Here is a 16354-nt window from a genome sequence, read left to right as displayed (position 1 = left end):
GCGTACCGATGAACGTCGCGGAGCACATCGTCGCGAGACTCGTCGAGGAGGGCGTCGACGTGGTCTTCACCGTGCCCGGTGAGCAGCTGGACCCGATCTTCGGGGCGCTCGCCGGCACCGGGATCCGGGTGGTGCACGCCCGGCACGAGCAGGCGGCGGCGCTGATGGCGTACGGGTACGCCCGCACCACCCGCCGGGTCGGCGTCTACACCGTCATCTCCGGGCCGGGCGTGCTGAACTCCACGGTCGGGCTGGCGACGGCGTACGCGGGTGACGCCAAGGTCCTCTGTCTCACCGGCCAGATCGCCACGCCGCTCTTCGGTCGTGACCTCGGTGTGCCGCACGAGATCCCCGACCAGCTGGGCGTGCTCCAGACCCTGACGGCGTGGGCCGCCCGGGTCGAGAAGCCGGGCGGGGTCGCCAGCGTGCTCGACGAGGCCTTCCACCGCCTGCGGCACGACCGGCCGCGGCCCCTGGCGATCGAGGTCCCGACCGACGTCCTGGCCGCCGAGGTCGTGGCGCCCGACTCGTGGGTGGCGCCGCCGGTCCGGGGGCCGGTGGAGCCCCGCGCGGTCGAGGCGGCCCGGGCGGCCCTGGCCGGCGCCCGCGCGCCGATCGTCTTCGTCGGCAGCGGGGCGCGCGGCGCGGCGGCGGAGATCGCCGAGCTGGCCGAGCGGATCAAAGCCCCCGTCACGACCGAGCTGGGCGGTCGCGGGATCCTCAGTGACGAGCACGATCTATCCGTCTCCCTGCCCGTCGCCCACCGGCTGTGGCCGCACGCCGACGTCGTCCTGGCCGTGGGGACCCGCCTCTACCGGCCGCAGGTCGAGTGGGGTGTCGAGGGCCTGCGGATCATCCGTGTGGACCTCGACGAGGAGGAGATCCATCGGGTGTCCGCGCCGGCCGTGCCGCTCGTGGGCGACGCGACGGAGGCGGTCCGCGCCCTGCTGGAGGGGCTGCCGCCGGTCGAGGACCGGCCGGAGTGGCTGGCCAGGACGGCGGACGCGCGGCGCGCCGTGGACGCGGAGCTCGCGGGGCTCACCCCTCAGGTGGGCTTCCTGCGCGCGATCCGCGACGCCCTGCCGGACGACGGCTTCTTCGTCGACGAGATGACCCAGGTCGGCTACGTCGCACGGCTGGCCTTTCCGGTGCTGGCGCCTTCCACCTACGTCCTGCCGACCTACTGCGGCGCCCTCGGCTTCGGCTTCGCCACGGCGCTCGGCGTCAAGATCGCCCATCCCGGCCGGGCGGTGCTGTCCATCTCGGGCGACGGTGGATTCCTCTACACGGCGGCGGAGCTGGCCACGGCGGTGCAGCACGGGATCGGCGTCGTCGCCGTCGTCTTCAACGACAGCTCGTTCTCCAATGTCGAGCGGTCGCAGCTCAAATTCATGGATTCCACCATCGCGACGGACCTGCGGAACCCCGACTTCGTCCGCTTCGCCGAGGCTTTCGGTGCGGTCGGCGTCCGGGCGAACGACCCGGAGGAGCTGCGGACCGAGATCTCCCGGGCTCTCGCCCGCACCGGAGTGCCGACGGTGATCGAGGTCCCCGTCGGCGAGATGGCCAACCCGTGGCCGTGGATCCGGTTGCCGCGGGTTCGCTGACACCACTTCCTGTTGAGGAGACCACCGCCATGACCTCGGCACCGACGAACATCCCGCCCTTCCGCTCCGCCCTCGCCCGGATGCGCACCCAGGAGATCGTGCACGTCGCGCGTCTCTGCGGCGAACATCCCGACGCCATCAGCCTCTGCTTCGGAGAGTCCGACCTGCCCACGCCCCTGGTCGTGCGGGAGGCCGCCGAGCTCGCCATGGCCCAGGGCAAGACGACCTATGCGGACCGCCGGGGCGTCGCGCCGCTGCGCCAGGCGATCCAGGACTACCACCGGCGTACGCACGGCCTCGAGATCTCCCTCGACCGGCTGTCGGCGACGTCCTCGGGCATGACCTCGATCATGATCTCGCTGCAGTGCCTGGTGGAGCCCGGCGACAACGTCGTGGTGGTGTCCCCGATCTGGCCGAACATCGTCATCGCCGTCGAGGCCATGGGGGCAACCGTCCGGTTCGTCCCGCTGGAGGCGGACGCCGACGTCTGGTCCCTGGACCTGGGCCGCGTCGACGCCGCCTGCGACGATCGCACCCGCGCGATCTTCGTGGCCACCCCGAACAACCCCACCGGCTGGACGATGACCTCCGAGGAGCAGCGCGCCCTCCTCGACCTGGCCCGCCGCCGCGGCACCTGGGTGATCGCGGACGAGGTCTACAACCGCATCGTCTACGACGGCTCGGTGGCCACCCCGTCCTTCCTCGAGGTCGCCGCCGAGGACGACGCCCTGTTCGTGGTCCAGAGCTTCTCGAAGACCTGGTCGATGACCGGCTGGCGGCTGGGCTGGCTGGTCCACCCGGCGGGCCTGGCACACCAGGTCGGCAACCTCAGCGCCATCAACAGCACCGGCTCGGCGACCTTCGTCCAGCACGCCGGCGTCGCGGCGATCCGCCACGGCGAACCGTTCGTCACGGAGATGCGCGAACGCTGCGCCCTGGGTCGCCAGCTCGTCACGGACGCTTTCAAGGGCCACGACCGCATCATGGCCCCCCAGGTGCCGGCATCCTTCTACTCGTTCTTCCGCATCGCCGGCGCCACCGACAACCCCCTGGCCTACGCCGAGGACATCGTCCGCCGCGCCGGCGTCGGCATCGCCCCGGGCACGGCCTTCGGCCCCGGCTTCGAGGGCTACTTCCGCATCTGCTTCGCCCAGGACCCGAAACGCCTGGAGGTAGCCCTCAACCGCCTCGTCGAGGCGGTCTGACGGCGATCCGGGCGGCTGGCTACCGTACCGCCTCCCCGGCTGCCTAAGGCGCTGCCGTCGTGTATCGGTCCAGGTCCTCGATCGCAACCCAGTCCCGTCCCTCGAGCTCGACCTGGACACCGCCGCCCGGCTGCACGCCCATGCCCTTGACGAGGCGCAACTTCGGGTCCCTGAACGTGCTCACGCGCACCCGGTTGGGGAAGGCGGTCAGCATCCCCAGCAACTGTTCCGGTGACATGGCTCCGGGTGCTCTGCGCGGAAGCGCCGCCGTGGCGTGCAGGAAGGCGGCGGCCACCTCGGCTCGTGCGGCGTGCCTCGCCGCGGTGGCCTGACCGCGGGACTCCAGATCCGCGCGAACGAACATCGCGACCGAGACGGCCGTGGCGGCGAGGATCACTGCCGCAGCACCGAGCAGGGCGACCACGACGGCGTCGCCGAGGGCGTTGCGCATCGACCCGATCGCGCCGGAGATCCCGGCGAGGAGACCGGAGACGCCTCCGACGGCCGCGACGGCCGTGGCCCACCATCGGGTGACGGCCTGGGTGCCCGATCGGATGACCTGCATGGACGGCGGGGTTTTCGCCCACCACCCGCTGTTCTCCGCCGCCTTCTCCCGCGCGGCGTCGGTCGCCATCAACTGCAGGCGAACCAGTACGTCGGCAAGGCCGATCTTCGCGTCGTTGTCCGTCGCCGCGGTGGCCCACGAGAACTCGTTCAGGGGATCACCCGCGGCGGTCTCGGAGGCTCCCTGCTGTGAAGCGGTCATGACGTCCTCCCCGCGGACAGCCTGGTCCTCCGAGCGGGTGTCAAGTGGGTGAACTTCCCTGACGTACCGGGGGATTGACCGCCCCGAACAGCCGATTCACCGTGAGTTGGTGCGCGGTACGACGGGGCCCGCGCCGTGGAGGAGGCGGACATGCCACCGATGACTCTGCGATCGTCCGCCGTGGACATCCTCGACAATCCGGAGGCGCGCGCTCAGGCGGTCGCCCGGCTGGCATTCCACCGTGCCGTGCTGGAGCAGCACGGCATCGCCACGCTGAACGGCCTGGGCCGGCTCGCTCTGTCCGGGGTGGTGGCCGCAACTCCCGGCGTCCTCGTCCCGCCCCGCTCCGCGGTGACCCCGGCCCGCCCGGTCCGGCTCGGGCCGGTGGGGGTCCTGCTGCCGTCCGGCCCGCGGACATTGGTGCCGGGATTCGTCGAACCGGCGCTACCCACCGGCACCCGCCTCGATGTGGCACCCGCGGAGCCGACTCTCCTCGCTGTGGCGCCGGCCGCCACGGCGGCGAGCGTCACGCTCGACGTGGCGTACTTCGTCGCCGAATCCGTCGATCTCGCCGACGACACCGTGGTGGTGCTGAACCGGCCGCACCAGTTCCTGACGTTCATCGCCGAGCGGATCCGGGTGGGGCAACGGGTCACCTTCACCTATGAGCATCCGGTACCGGGGGCGGCGGTGATGTCCTGGCCGCCGGGCGACAAGCCGCCCAAGGGCTGGAAGGCGCCCACTCCGGACGGTCACTGGGGTGAGACCGGCGGACGGGGCGAGGACGGGGCGCCCGGCGGGGCCGGGTGGGCCGGGGTGGCCGCGCCGGAGATCGAGATGTGGGCCGTGGAGCTGACCGGATCGCCGGTGTTCGACCTGCGCGGTCAGGACGGTTCGCCCGGTGGGCGAGGACGCGACGGCGGCGACGGCGGCGACGGCTCCGACGGTATCGCCGAACGCTACGACTGGCTCGGGTTCTGTGCCAGTGGTGCCGGGGCGGGCGGCGACGGCGGGCCGGGCGGCAACGGCGGGAGCGGCGGAAGGGGTGGCCCCGGCGGGCACGGCGGCCGGCTGGGCCTGTACGCGCCGGCGCCGGTGCTGCAGGCGTACGCCTCGGGCGGCTTCACCATCAGCACCGAGGGCGGTTCCGGCGGGCCCGGCGGTGGGCCGGGCGCGCCGGGCGACGGCGGCCACGGCGGGCGCCTCGGGGCACGACCGAAGAACTGCTTCATGTCCGAGGAACGGCACGACGGCGCGGCAGGCCCGCCGGGCCGGCAGGGAAACCTCGGTGATCGCGGTCCCGACGGCGGGCAGCACCGCGACAGCATCCGGTTCGTGCCGGTCACCGAGGCCGAGTTCCGTCGCAAGCTCACCGAGCCGGCGCTGGTGCGCGCCGATCCCGCCCGTGCGGTCGCCGGTACGACGGTCACTCTCAGCGGTCTGCGCCTGCTCCCGGACGACGTGCTGACCATCGCCGACCAGCCGGTGCCGATGACCGTCGTCGCGGACACCCTGGCGACGTTCGGCGTCCCGGCGGTGACCGGAGGGAACCAGATCCTGCGGGTACGCCGCTCCGACGGCACCCGGTCGAACGCCCTGTCGTTCTCCGTCCTGCCGCAGGTGACCGCGGTGGGCGACGGGTCGCGGGTGAGGCCGGGAACGACGGTTGCCGTCACCGGTTCGGGGTTCGCCCCCGGCGCCCGGGTGCGGGTGAACGGGGAGGACATGCCCGACTCGGTGTTCGTCAACGGCGCGACGATGACGTTCACCCTGCAGCGGCCGGTGGCGACGGCGGACAACGCCGACGGCGAGATCGGCCTCGGTGAGGTTCTGCTCGCCGACGGCACGCCGTCCAACGCCGTGGCGTTCACGATCGACACGCTGGTGATCGTCGTGCTGGGCGACTCGGTGGCCTGGGGCCAGGGTCTGCGTCCGCACGAGAAGTACGTCAGCGTGGTCGAACGCGCGCTCGGCGAGGGCGGCGGCGGCATCAAGAGCTACACGACGATGCTGGCGCACTCCGGAGCGACCATCGGCGTCGGCGACACCACGACCCTGCCCGCCCTGCCCGGTGAGATACCGACGTCCTACCCGACCGTCATGCAACAGCTCGACGCGTACGCCGGGACGGCCGACCGCGTGGACCTCGTCCTGGTCACCGCCGGCCTCAACGATGTCAACATCCGCTCGATCGTCAGTCCGCTGGCCCGGCCGTCCGACTTCGCCCCTGCCGTGGACGCCCACTGCCGCCGCGACCTGCGCACCCTGCTGACCGCGGCGGCCTCCCGGTTCCCGAACGCCACGATCGTCGTCACGTCGTACTACGGCATCCTGTCCGACGACAGCGACACCGGCCTGTTGTCGGCCTTCCTCGTGGCCGCCGGGGTCAGCCTGGCCGGCCTGCCCGGCGGTGTGCTGACCAGCTCGCTGATCCCTCAGGTGATCACCAACTGCCGGGCGTTCCACGACCTGTCGGCCCTCGCGATCAGGGCGGCCGTCGAGGAGGCCAACGACGAGCTGCCGGCCGCGCGGATCCGCTGTGCCGACCCCGGTTTCACCGCGGCCAACGCCGCGCTGGCCTCGCAGGCGTGGCTGTACGGCATCAACGGCGACCTGTCGCCACAGGATCTGTTCGTCGCCGGGGACCGCGCCCCCGCCTGCGAGCTGAACGCGAGCCGGACCGATGTCTTCCAGTGCCGCCGGGCCTCGGTGGGACATCCCAATCCGGCCGGTGCTCGCGCCTACGCCGACGCGGTGCTGCGGGCGCTGCGGACCGAGCCGGCGAACGAGGAGGCCGGCCTGCCTCCGTTCCCGCCGGGGTTCCTGTTCGGCGTCGCGACCGCCGCCATGCAGAACGAGGGCGGCATCACCAACAACGACTGGGCGGCGTTCACCGATTCGCCCGCGATCCGCCGGCGGGTCCGCGCCTGGACCGAGCACGACGGGCACCCTGTCGACCTGACCGGCCCCGGGGAGGCGCTGCGCCATGCCGACCTGGCCGTGCTCGGCGCCGACCTCGACCGCGCCGCCGCCCTCGGCCTGAACAGCTACCGCTATTCCGTCGAATGGGCCCGCATCCAGCCGTCCCGGGCCGCCCACGGCGGCCCGCTGACCGACGCGGACCTCGACATGACGGCCGTCGCCTATTACGACGGTGTGCTCGATGCGCTCCAGGCGCGCGGAATGACGCCGGTGGTGACGCTCAACCATCTGAGCCTGCCCGTCTGGGTGCTCAACCCGCCGCGGGAGACGACCATCGGCTCTGCGGTCGGGCTGCCCTTCGCCAGCGGGGACGACCCCGACTTCCAGGCGTCGATGCGCGGCTGGGAGAACGCGGAGACGGTCGACGCGTTCGTCGCCTTCGTGCGGTACGTCGTCGCGCGCTGGTCGGCCCGGGTGAAGTGGTGGATCACGCTGAACGAGCCGGTCGGCTCGATGATCGGCGTCGGGTACATCGCGGGGATCTGGCCGCCCGGGTTCACCGGGGACGGCGGCCGGGCGAAGACCGCCTACCTCAACCTGATCCGCGCGCACACCCGGGCGTACGAGGCGATCAAGGCCGTCGACGCCGACTCGCTGGTGGGGCTTGCCCACGCGATGATGCATGCCAAGGTCGCGACCGCGGTCACCGACCATCCGCTGGGCGACCAGGAGGCGGCCCGCAACCAGTTCGACTACTTCTACAACTGGCATCTGCTGGACGCCGTCATCGACGGCCGCCTCGACACCGCCATCCATCGCCGGCCGGGCAACCGGGTCTACCTCACCGGCAGCGACCTGGCCGCCTTCCTGGGCATCGATCCGACGACACCGTGGTCGAGCCACTGCGACTTCGTCGGCCTGAACTACTACCGCTCGGTCTACGTGTTCGCCGACATGCTGGTGAGCCTCTCGGCCGGCTACACCGGAGGTCGCTTCCTCAACCATCTCGAGGGCAGCGACCAGGTGCACCAACTGCTCAACGACCTGGGCTGGGAGATCTCTCCGGCCGGCTTCGGCGAACTACTACGCCGGCTGCACTCCACCTACGCCCTTCCCATACTGATCACCGAGAACGGGATCCCGCAGGCGCGGGACCACCATCGTGGCGCGTTCCTGGTCGCGCACCTCACCCAGCTGCTGGCCGCCATCCGCGACGGGGTCACCATCCGCGGCTACCTCTACTGGACCCTGGCGGACAACTGGGAGTGGCACGAGGGCTACCGGCAAGCGGCGCATTTCGGCCTCTACACCGTCGACCGCTCCGATCCGGCCATGCCGCGTCACCTGACCGAGGGAGGGCAGGCCTACGCGTATGCGATCGGCCGCGGTGACCTGCGCGGGGCCAGGCAGCTGTTCGGCGAGATCAGCGCCGGTGGCGACCGGGTCCGGCCCGGCCGCCGCTCGGCCGCCTTCCTCGCCGGGACACTGGACGGTCAGCCGTTCACCATCACGGTCCGTCTCGACCCCGACGGCTGGCTCCGCGGCATTCTGTCCGAGGGAACCGGTCGCAGTCCGCTGCCGGTAGTGGGCACATCGGACCCGGCGCTGGGCACCCTCGTCCTGCGTCACGCGGCCATACCCGGCAACGCCACGGGCGCCGGCGTCCTCACCGGCCGGCGCACCGGCGCCGGCGAACCGATCACCTTCCACGGACACTACGAGCGAGACGGCCGCAAGCTACCCTGGCAGGCCACCAAGGACCCCCTCGCCGGCGCCTGGATCGGCAACGGCGGTCTCCTCCGGTTCCAGATCGGCCACCCGCCCGGCAACACCTCGGCATGGACCGGCGCCTGGCTCCCCGACGCAACCCCAAGGGCATGGTCCCCCCTAACGGTCCGCCTCGACGACGCCACCGTCACTCTGGAAGCCGACGGTCAACGCGCCGTCGCCACCCGAACCAACTCCACCCTCCAAGGCACCATCACAACCGCCGCAACATCTCACCCCTGGCAAGCCCGCCGCCTAGAAGACGGCTTCCCCACCTGACCCAAAACCCGGCAGCAGGATGCGGAGGCACCAGCACCGGCACCGGCACCGGCACCGACGCGGATGCGGATGGACGCGGATGCGGATGGACGCGGATGCGGATGCGAAAGTCCTACGCTGCCCGCGAAAAACGCCTCGACCAGGCACCTTCCCGGCGACCCACGAAGTAGCCGATCACCGGCAGCGGGGGTGCGGGTGGCGAAGCCCCCGCTCCGCGCGACGAAGTCGCGCTAAACAAAACGAGGCTGCCCGGCCCGCGCTCCCCGCGGGCACAGTGCAGCCCCAGACTCGTGGGCGATACTGGGATCGAACCAGTGACCTCTCCGGTGTGAACGGAGCGCTCTCCCGCTGAGCTAATCGCCCTTGCCGCAGCAGACTGTACCGGACCGCCCGCCGGGCGTGCGAATCAGGGTCGGCGCGTCAGGTGCCGGTGAGGAGGTCGCGGATCTTCACGGCCAGGTCGACGCCCATGGTGAGCTTGACGGAGAGCCATACCACCGCGCTGATGAAGACGAAGCCGAGCAGGCCGATGAGGGCTCGCAGGGGCAGGGACTGGCGCATGACCCAGTGGGTCCAGGCCTGGACGTGCTTCTTGGTGAACTGCAGCAGGTGGCGTGCCCAGACGAACTCGACCGCCCAGATGGCGAGGCCGAGGATCACGATGGCCCAGCCGGGGCCGGGCAGCGGGATGAGGGCGATTCCCACGGCGACCACCACGCCGCCCAGGATGGCGATGCCGATCTTCAGGGCCAGGTGGCTGGTGCGGTTGGACCGGATCCGATCGAGGACGCCGACGGGCGAGTCGGAATCGGTCACGCGGTCTGATTGGGACATCTCGTTCACTTTCACGGCAAAGATCGCGGGCTCCCGGTCATTTCATCCCCTAGTGTTCCGCCTCCCCGTCACTACCCGGGAGGAATGGACGTTACCGGAGTGAGTCAACTGCTGGACCACCCGACGCCGGGCGGAACCGAGTACTTGGGCAGAACAGGACAACATACCGTTTAACGGCTCGTTCGGAGAGCTTATCGGAACCGTCTTCCCACTACTGGGTGAGATCAGCGTATGGCGGAGCGTAATGACAGGGATCACCTGAGTATGGGAAACGCGGGGTTCACCAGCCTCGCAGCGGTGCCGGGGGGAGTTCGTCCATGAGTACCATTCGTCCAACGACCGTCGAGGTCGAAACATCGCTGCGGCTCGTAGCGCCTGATGCCACGGCCCTGCCCGTGCGCGCCAGCCTGCGGTACGACCCAGCCGACCCGTACGCGGTCCACGTGTTGTTCCACGCAGAATCAGCCGGTGGGGAAGCCGTGAGCTGGTCCTTCGCGCGGGAACTGCTCGTGACCGGGCTCGATGAGCCCGCGGGGATCGGGGACGTCCGGGTGTGGCCGTGGGCCACGCCGCGGGGCGACTTCGTCGCCCTGGCGTTGTCGTCGCCCGACGGCAATGCGCTGTTCGAAGTACCACGCAGCGTTCTGGTCCGGTTCCTGCGGCGCACCTATGTGGTGGTTCCGCGGGGCCGGGAGTCCGATCACCTGGACGTGGACGCGGCGGTCAACCGGCTGCTGGCCGGTCGATAGCACAACGGAATTCCGGGGCGACCCGCGCGGACACTGCCGGTCCGTGCGGGTCGCTTTTTGCGTACGGATAGCGCGTCTTTTTTGTCCGTTTCAATGCCCGTTTTCCTGATCGTCTGGCGGATATCCGCCGAGCTGCGGACTCCCACGTGCATCGCAGGTCACGGGCGGATACGGTCGGCCTCGATGGTCACACCGGGACAGCAGCGCACCAGGCCCGCACCCGCCCCGCTCGGGGCCGGCGTGGGGACCTGCGCGCTCTCCGCGACCGACCTCGCCGCGGACCCGGCGAGGCCCCGGCGCCTGCCCTACCACCTGCTCGTCCTGACCACCGCCGGGCACGGCACCGTCGAGATCGACTTCGTGGCGCACCGGTGCCGCCCGGGCACCCTGCTCTGGGTCCGGCCGGGCCAGGCCGTGCGGTTCGGCGCCGGGCCGGGCCTCGACGCCGCCCTGGTGACGTGGCACCGGGACCTGCTCGCGGCGGCCGAGATCACCGGCGTACCCGTGGACGATCTTCCCGGCCCGGCGCGCTGGCAGCTCGCCGGCGAGGACGAGGACGCGATCCTCAGCGAGGTCGCGCAGCTCGGCGTCGACTGCGCGCGGCACCGGTCCGGGGCCATCGCGGCGGGCCTGCTGCGGCATCAGGTGGCCGTCCTGCTGCTGCGGATCGCCCTGCTCGACGACGGCGCCCGCGCCGTGACCTCGGTGGCGGAGGCCCGGACCTTCGTGCGGTTCCGCCGCGATCTCGAGGCGGGGCACGCGCAGAGCCGCCGGGTCGAGGACTACGCGGCCCGGATCGGCTGCTCGGTCCGGACCCTGACCCGGGCCAGCCTGGCGCTCACCGGCCGGACGGCGAAGCAGGTCGTCGACGACCGGGTGGCGCTGGAGGCGCGCCGGCTGCTGGCATGCACCGAACTCTCCGTAGCGGAGATCGGACGCCGGCTCGGCTTCGGCGAGCCGACGAACTTCGGTCGCTTCTTCCACCGGGAGGCGGGGATGAGCCCCGGCGCGTTCCGGGCCTGGGCGGCGGCGGCGGAGACCCCGGCCGGGGTGCCGCAGCCGGCGGCCGGCGAAGGTTCCCGGGTGCCCGCGCCGCGCCCCGCCGCGGAGTAGGGCTCGTCCGAATTCCCATATTTCCCGGGGCGGACGAGGTGGGCGAGCACGGACGCGGCATGATGGAGGGGTGCAGATCTCCGCGCGTGGCGACTATGCGGTACGGGCGGCGCTGAGCCTGGCCAACGCCTATCCGGCCCTGATGTCCGCCCAGGCCGTCGCCCTGGACCAGAACATGCCCCGAAAGTTCCTCGAAGCCGTGCTGGCGGACCTCCGCCGTGCGGGGGTGGTCCGTGCGCAACGCGGGGCCGAGGGCGGCTACACGCTGTCACAACCTCCGCGCGATGTGACGATCGGCCAGATCCTGCGCGCGGTCGACGGCCCGCTCGCGGGCGTGCGCGGGTTGCGCCCCGAGGAGACGCAGTATTCGGGGGCGGCGGAGAACCTGCCGAACCTCTGGGTCGCCGTACGCGCCGCCGTGCGCGAGGTGGTGGACGAGGTCAGCCTCGCCGATCTGATCAGCGGCCGGATGCCCGCGCACGTGCGCAAGCTGACCACCCGCCCGGACGCCTGGCAGCCGCGCTGAGTCACGTTTCGGAGGATCCGTCCTCGGGCATCGGTGCGTCAACCGATTCCACGGAAGGATCCCCCGATGGGCATCATGTACCGCACTCGTAAGAAGTTCGGGCCGCTGATTCTGAATTTCACGCAGCGGGGCCTCTCCTCCTGGACCATCAAGATCGGCCGCTGGTCCTGGAACTCCCAGGCGCGGGCGCACCGCGTCGACCTGCCCGGCCCGCTCTCCTGGAAGCAGGACAAGTGACCCTCACGCGGAGATGATCACGTCTCCGCCGAGGCGGCCGTGCTCCGGGCGCCGGGTCACCGTGCCGGCCTCCAGCAGCGTGTGCAGCACCCGGGTGGCGTCCGCCGCCCGGTACACCGTCTCGGTCAACGCGAACGTCCGCAGGTCGGTGACGCTTGCCTCGCCCTGTTTGCGCAGGTGCGCCAGGAGCTCGCGGCGCAGCGGGCCGGGGTGGGGGCTGAGCGAGATGTCGATCAGGTGCCGCTCCGGGTCGCCCGGGTCGCGGTAGCGCACGCCCGCGTACTCGTCGACCGCCCACAGCAGGTCCTTGAAGGCCTCGAGACTCTTGCCGAGCGCCGTCGCATAGCACAGGATCTCGCCCGGCGCGTCGGAGACCGCCAGCTCCACCGCGGCGACCAGGGGAAAGCCGGCCCTGCGCAGGTCGTCGCGCGCCTGCGGCACCGGCGACGACCCCGGCAAGACCATGATGACCTCGGCGGGTTTCCCCGCCGCCAGGGCGGTGAGCAGGGGCGCGCCGGGCGGTTCGCCGGCGGCCGTCGCGTCCAGAAAGGCCAGCACGGGTACGCGCGAAGCGCCGGCCGCCTTCAGCGCGGGCGCCCACGAGTCCTCGGTGCGCCCCGGGACACTGTGGACGCCCAGGCCCGCGGCGCCCGTGCCGTCGATCTCGCCGCCGACCGCGACCATGGCCAGCTCCCGGCCCCTGACCAGGTCGGACTGTTCGGTGAAGACGCCGAGCGCGGCCTCGGCGAGCGGCCGGGTGGTGTCGGCGTACCCGTGCGCGTAGACCGCCCGGCGGGCCCGGTGCAGCGCCGCGGGGGCCCACGCCTCGAGGTGGCGGACGAGGATCTCACGTTTGACGTCGGCGACGCTGTCGGCGCTCATACCCGAGTTCTACCCGGTACGACGGCGCAACGCTACGCGAGTCAGGACTTGTACCTACGGTGGCCGAACAGACACTATGAGGCACGTGTCCCTCCCGCTCGCCGCCCTGACCGCCCAGGCGCAGACGCTGACGGCCGAGGGTGACCTCGCCGGCGCCCGGGACGTCCTCTCCGGAGTCCTCGATCCGGCCGGAACCGACCCGCGCAGCGCCTCGCCGGACCTGGCGCTCGCGGCCGCCCTGCAGGCCCGCATCCTGGTCGCGCTGGGCGACGCGCACGCGGCACGGAGCTGGGCGGGCTTCGCGCACGCGGCCGAGGAACGGCTGCACGGCCCGCACGACGAGCGGACGATCGCCGCGGCCGCGACCCACGCCGCGGTGCTGCAGCGGGTGGGCAACCACGGCCGGGCCGCCCAGCTCTACCACGACCTCGTCGGCGAGCTGACGGCCTCCGACGGGCCCATGTCCGCGCGGGTGCTGGCCGCCGAGGCCGACCTGGCGATCGCCGAGCACTCCGCGGGCCAGTGCACGGCCGCCCGGGCGCGGCTCGCCGACGCCTGGGCCCGGCACCGCGAGGCGCACGGCGACGCCTCCGCGGCGGGGATCAAGATGCTGGCCCGGCTGGGCGCGATGGAGCGCGAGTGCGGCCGTGCCGAGGACGCCGCCGCGCACCTGGCGCTGGCCCAGGAACTCTGCGCCCGCCATCTGAGCGCCGACCATTCCCTGGCGCGGCAGATCGCCCGGCTGGCCGGGAGCCCCCCGTCCGGGCAGCACCGGTGCGGGCAGGTACGCCGCTCGACCGGCCCGGCGACCGGACCGGCGACCGGACCGTTCCCGGACCGGATGCCGGCCACGGTCCCGGGCGTGCACCCCGTGCGCCCGGAGCCGGCTCCGGGAGACCTCACCGGCCGCCACGCCCGCCCCGACGCCCCGCCGGCCGTTCCGCCGCCGGCCACCTCGCCGCCGGCTGCCCCGCTGTCCGCCGCCTCGCCGCCGGGTGCCTCGTCCGCTGCCGCGTCGCCGGGTGCCTCGTCCTCCGTCGCGCCGCCGGCCGCCTGGCCCGGCCACGTTCCCCGGCAGGAGGGCCGGGCGTCGGCGGCCTCGTCCACCGAGGCGACCGATGCCACCGGGGACATTCCGGGCGTGGTCGCCCTTCCCGCCGATCCCCGGCCGTTCCGGCGGCCCGTCGACCGGGCCAGCGCCCCGGTCCCCGGCGCACCTGTGGAGGAGCGGGATCTGCCGGCGGGCCGGCAGCCGTTCGTCCTCGCCACGGTGCTGGTCGCCGGCGTGGCCGCCGCGGCCGCCATCGTGGCGGTCACCCTGCCGCGCGGGGACCGGGCCGGCACGTCCGCCCCGCCCCCGGCGAGCGCTGCCGCGACCGGCCCGGCGACCGCGCCGGCGAGCGGCGCGGGCGGCCCGTCGGGCGCTTCCGGACCAGGCACGGCGAGCGCCGCGGTGTCCGGCCCGCCGGCGGCCGTCGACCCGCTCGCGCCTATCGACGTCAAGCTGCGCGACAACCGGGACAGCGTCTCGCTGACCTGGCGCTACCCACCGGGTTCGGAGGGGCCGGTGCTGATCTCGGGGGGCCGCCGAGGGCAGGAGCAGCGGGCGTTCCAGCAGCTTCCCGCGGGGACCACCGACTACGTCGTCTACGGCCTCAACGAGCAGAACGACTACTGCTTCACGGTGGCCGTCGTCTACACCGTCGACAAGGTGGCCGCCTCCCCGGCGGTGTGCACCGCCCGCCGGTGAGATTGTGACCTAGATAACCGGCCAGAACGCCTCAGTGTCGACCGCCGGCGCCCGATCAAGGACCGCATACCGAAGAGCCCGTGGGGATCGAGCGGGAAGGCGGGGAGCGCTTGTGACGACCGAGGCTGCAGAGGTGTCCGGCAGGACCCTGGCCGACGACACGCGCGCGCACTTCGAAGCCACCCTCGAGGAGCTCGAGAAGCGTCCCGTGTCCTGGTTCCGCAGCGTGACCGTGCCCGCCGCCGCGGTCGAGCGCCGGGCCGAGGCCCTCGGCTTCCACGACCTCGCCGTACGCGCGAAGCTCCTGCGCGCCGACGTCCTGGTCCGCGAGGGCCGCCTGGAACGGGGCGGCCGCTGGGCGCACCAGGTGCTCGCCTGGGCCCAGGAGCACGACCACCCGTTCCTGCTCGCCCGCGCCCACCGGATCCTGTCGAACTTCTACCGCCAGATCGGCGACCTCGCCGAGGGGCTGACCCACGCCGTCCAGTGCTACTCCCATCTGACCGACGACGAGCCGCCGAACATCCGGGCGCGACACCTCATGACGCTCGGGATCGCGCTCGACGAGAGCGGCTCCAACGCCGAGGGCGACCGGCGGTTCCGGGAGGCGCTGCACATCGCCACGACCGTCGGCGACGTCGAGCTGACCCTCAACATCCTCAACAACATGGCGTACACGGCGTACGAGCGGGACGACGAGGCGGCCGCCCGGGACCTGGTCCGGCACATGCACGAGGTGCAGGCCCGCAGCCCGCGCAACTTCAGCGGGCACGAGCTGGACACGATCGCACGCATCGACATGATGGGCGGGCGCTACGACGCCGCCGAGGAGACGCTCGGCGTCCTGCTCGACGGCGACCAGTCGAAGGTGGAGTGGCACGAGGGTGACGCGCCGGCGGTCTGCCTGCTCACGCTCGCCGAGGCGCGCCGGCTCGACCGCCGCTACGCCGCGGCGCAGCAGGCCCTGGACGCGGCCGTGCGGACCGCCGAGGAGCGCGGCCTCGACCGGGTCCGCGCCCAGGCCCGCGAGGAACAGGCCGCCCTGTACGCCGCGACCGGTCGTTTCGACGACGCGTACGAGGAACACCGCGCCTTCCACAAGTCCGCGACCGCCCTGCACTCGGCGCAGCGCGAGGCGCGGGCCCGGGCACTGCAGGCGGTCTTCGAGGCCACCGAGGCGCGCCGGGCGAGCGAGCACTTCCGGGAGATGGCCCACCGTGACGCCCTGACCGGCCTCTACAACCGGCGCTACGTCAACGAGCGGCTCCCCGCCCTGCTCGGCGAGGCGCTGGTGCGCCGCCAGCCCATCTCGGTCGCGATCCTCGACCTGGACCACTTCAAGCGGGTGAACGACACGCTGTCGCACGGCACCGGCGACGTGGTGCTCCAGGAGGTCGCCCAGCTGCTGCTCGAGGCGGCGACCGGACCGGCGATCGCCGCCCGGATGGGCGGCGAGGAGTTCCTGCTGATCATGCCGGGCGTGGCGGCGGACGAGGCCGCCGAGCGTTGCGAGCGGCTGCGGCTGCGCATCCGCGCGCACGCCTGGGAACCCGTCACCGGCGCCCTGCGGGTGACCACCAGCATCGGGGTGACCACCTCGGACGACGGCCGCGGCTCGCCCGCGTCACTGCTGTCGCTGGCCGACCGCAACCTGTACGTGGCCAAGCGCGAGGGCCGCGACCGCGTCGTCTCCGACGTCTGACACCCGCCGGCGCTC

At 72.6% G+C, this 16354-nt stretch carries 12 protein-coding genes and 1 tRNA gene; 9 read left to right on the top strand and 4 right to left on the bottom strand.

Features of this window, described 5'->3' with window-relative positions; genetic code table 11:
- Positions 1-8 precede the first annotated feature (8 nt).
- Entirely contained in the window at positions 9-1607 is a 1599-nt protein-coding gene (locus IEY99_RS12775; RefSeq protein ID WP_189202745.1) for a thiamine pyrophosphate-dependent enzyme, read from the top strand.
- A 29-nt stretch (positions 1608-1636) separates the two neighbouring features.
- Positions 1637-2812, top strand: a complete 1176-nt coding sequence (locus IEY99_RS12770) for a pyridoxal phosphate-dependent aminotransferase (protein WP_189202743.1) — start codon at positions 1637-1639, stop codon at positions 2810-2812.
- A gap of 43 nt (positions 2813-2855) precedes the next feature.
- Here the strand turns inward: IEY99_RS12770 and IEY99_RS12765 are convergent, their stop codons facing one another.
- Positions 2856-3578, bottom strand: a complete 723-nt coding sequence (locus tag IEY99_RS12765) for a hypothetical protein (RefSeq protein ID WP_189202741.1) — start codon at positions 3576-3578, stop codon at positions 2856-2858.
- Between the two features lie 150 nt (positions 3579-3728).
- On the opposite strand from IEY99_RS12765, the gene IEY99_RS12760 reads away from it, so the two are divergent.
- The gene (locus tag IEY99_RS12760) at positions 3729-8546 is read left to right on the top strand and encodes a family 1 glycosylhydrolase (RefSeq protein WP_189202739.1); all 4818 of its coding nucleotides are present in this window, start codon (positions 3729-3731) and stop codon (positions 8544-8546) included.
- Between the two features lie 291 nt (positions 8547-8837).
- On the opposite strand, the gene IEY99_RS12755 is transcribed toward IEY99_RS12760, so the two are convergent.
- Both IEY99_RS12755 and IEY99_RS12750 read right to left on the bottom strand, forming a co-directional pair.
- Positions 8838-8909 (bottom strand) — tRNA-Val (locus tag IEY99_RS12755).
- A gap of 57 nt (positions 8910-8966) precedes the next feature.
- Positions 8967-9380, bottom strand: coding sequence for a TIGR02611 family protein (locus IEY99_RS12750; RefSeq protein WP_189202737.1), 414 nt, complete (start codon positions 9378-9380; stop codon positions 8967-8969).
- Between the two features lie 317 nt (positions 9381-9697).
- On the opposite strand from IEY99_RS12750, the gene IEY99_RS12745 reads away from it, so the two are divergent.
- From IEY99_RS12745 to IEY99_RS12730, 4 genes are all read left to right on the top strand, one after another.
- Positions 9698-10129 (top strand): SsgA family sporulation/cell division regulator, encoded by a 432-nt coding sequence (locus IEY99_RS12745; RefSeq protein WP_014446635.1) that lies wholly within the window; start codon positions 9698-9700, stop codon positions 10127-10129.
- 183 nt (positions 10130-10312) lie between these two features.
- On the top strand, positions 10313-11242 hold the full coding sequence (locus IEY99_RS12740) for a helix-turn-helix domain-containing protein (RefSeq protein WP_189202735.1): 930 nt from the start codon (positions 10313-10315) through the stop codon (positions 11240-11242).
- A 70-nt stretch (positions 11243-11312) separates the two neighbouring features.
- Positions 11313-11768, top strand: coding sequence for an RrF2 family transcriptional regulator (locus tag IEY99_RS12735; RefSeq protein ID WP_189202734.1), 456 nt, complete (start codon positions 11313-11315; stop codon positions 11766-11768).
- A 66-nt stretch (positions 11769-11834) separates the two neighbouring features.
- The gene (locus tag IEY99_RS12730; protein WP_189202732.1) at positions 11835-12005 is read left to right on the top strand and encodes a DUF4236 domain-containing protein; all 171 of its coding nucleotides are present in this window, start codon (positions 11835-11837) and stop codon (positions 12003-12005) included.
- A 3-nt stretch (positions 12006-12008) separates the two neighbouring features.
- Here IEY99_RS12730 and IEY99_RS12725 read toward each other — a convergent pair whose 3' ends face one another.
- Entirely contained in the window at positions 12009-12887 is an 879-nt protein-coding gene (locus tag IEY99_RS12725) for a hypothetical protein (protein WP_189202730.1), read from the bottom strand.
- 85 nt (positions 12888-12972) lie between these two features.
- On the opposite strand from IEY99_RS12725, the gene IEY99_RS12720 reads away from it, so the two are divergent.
- Both IEY99_RS12720 and IEY99_RS12715 read left to right on the top strand, forming a co-directional pair.
- Positions 12973-14637, top strand: a complete 1665-nt coding sequence (locus IEY99_RS12720; RefSeq protein WP_444542443.1) for a fibronectin type III domain-containing protein — start codon at positions 12973-12975, stop codon at positions 14635-14637.
- Between the two features lie 112 nt (positions 14638-14749).
- Complete coding sequence (locus tag IEY99_RS12715; RefSeq protein WP_229798576.1) at positions 14750-16339, top strand: GGDEF domain-containing protein; 1590 nt, start codon at positions 14750-14752, stop codon at positions 16337-16339.
- The last annotated feature ends 15 nt before the right edge of the window (positions 16340-16354 follow it).

The organism is Couchioplanes azureus, from assembly GCF_014648355.1.
Taxonomy (GTDB): Bacteria; Actinomycetota; Actinomycetes; order Mycobacteriales; family Micromonosporaceae; genus Actinoplanes; species Actinoplanes azureus.
This window is presented reverse-complemented; position numbering and strand designations above follow the sequence as displayed.

Coding starts and splice junctions, on each gene's coding strand:
- IEY99_RS12775 (WP_189202745.1), top strand. CDS start 9: ATGAACGTCGCGGAGCACATCGTCGCGAGACTCGTCGAGGAGGGCGTC.
- IEY99_RS12770 (WP_189202743.1), top strand. CDS start 1,637: ATGACCTCGGCACCGACGAACATCCCGCCCTTCCGCTCCGCCCTCGCC.
- IEY99_RS12765 (WP_189202741.1), bottom strand. CDS start 3,578: ATGACCGCTTCACAGCAGGGAGCCTCCGAGACCGCCGCGGGTGATCCC.
- IEY99_RS12760 (WP_189202739.1), top strand. CDS start 3,729: ATGCCACCGATGACTCTGCGATCGTCCGCCGTGGACATCCTCGACAAT.
- IEY99_RS12750 (WP_189202737.1), bottom strand. CDS start 9,380: ATGTCCCAATCAGACCGCGTGACCGATTCCGACTCGCCCGTCGGCGTC.
- IEY99_RS12745 (WP_014446635.1), top strand. CDS start 9,698: ATGAGTACCATTCGTCCAACGACCGTCGAGGTCGAAACATCGCTGCGG.
- IEY99_RS12740 (WP_189202735.1), top strand. CDS start 10,313: ATGGTCACACCGGGACAGCAGCGCACCAGGCCCGCACCCGCCCCGCTC.
- IEY99_RS12730 (WP_189202732.1), top strand. CDS start 11,835: ATGGGCATCATGTACCGCACTCGTAAGAAGTTCGGGCCGCTGATTCTG.
- IEY99_RS12725 (WP_189202730.1), bottom strand. CDS start 12,887: ATGAGCGCCGACAGCGTCGCCGACGTCAAACGTGAGATCCTCGTCCGC.